We start from the raw sequence: 227 nt of genomic DNA, 5'->3' as shown, positions 1-227 counted from the left end.
CACAAGGGGCTTCAAACACGCCGATCAACTATACAACAGCCGATAAGATCAAGGAATTGACAGATAAGGGCTATATTTTAGTTAGCGATGAATTTCCAAGTGATGCGACCTTTGATGATGATGATCAAGTCGATCAAAACTTCAATGTCACCTTGAAACACGATACGGCTACATCGACCCCAGATAAGCCCGCCACACCAGGTGAGCCGATCAATCCAAATGATCCA

Annotated in this window: 1 protein-coding gene; it reads left to right on the top strand. The window is 44.5% G+C overall.

What is annotated here, in order from left to right; all coding sequences use genetic code 11:
- Positions 1-227 (top strand): mucin-binding protein (locus FC32_RS10650; RefSeq protein WP_162253192.1); only part of this gene is annotated, 227 nt, incomplete at both ends.

This window comes from Ligilactobacillus apodemi DSM 16634 = JCM 16172, assembly GCF_001434405.1.
Classification (GTDB): Bacteria; Bacillota; Bacilli; order Lactobacillales; family Lactobacillaceae; genus Ligilactobacillus; species Ligilactobacillus apodemi.
Note: the sequence above shows the minus strand (reverse complement) of the source record. Positions and strands in the feature narration are given on the sequence as shown.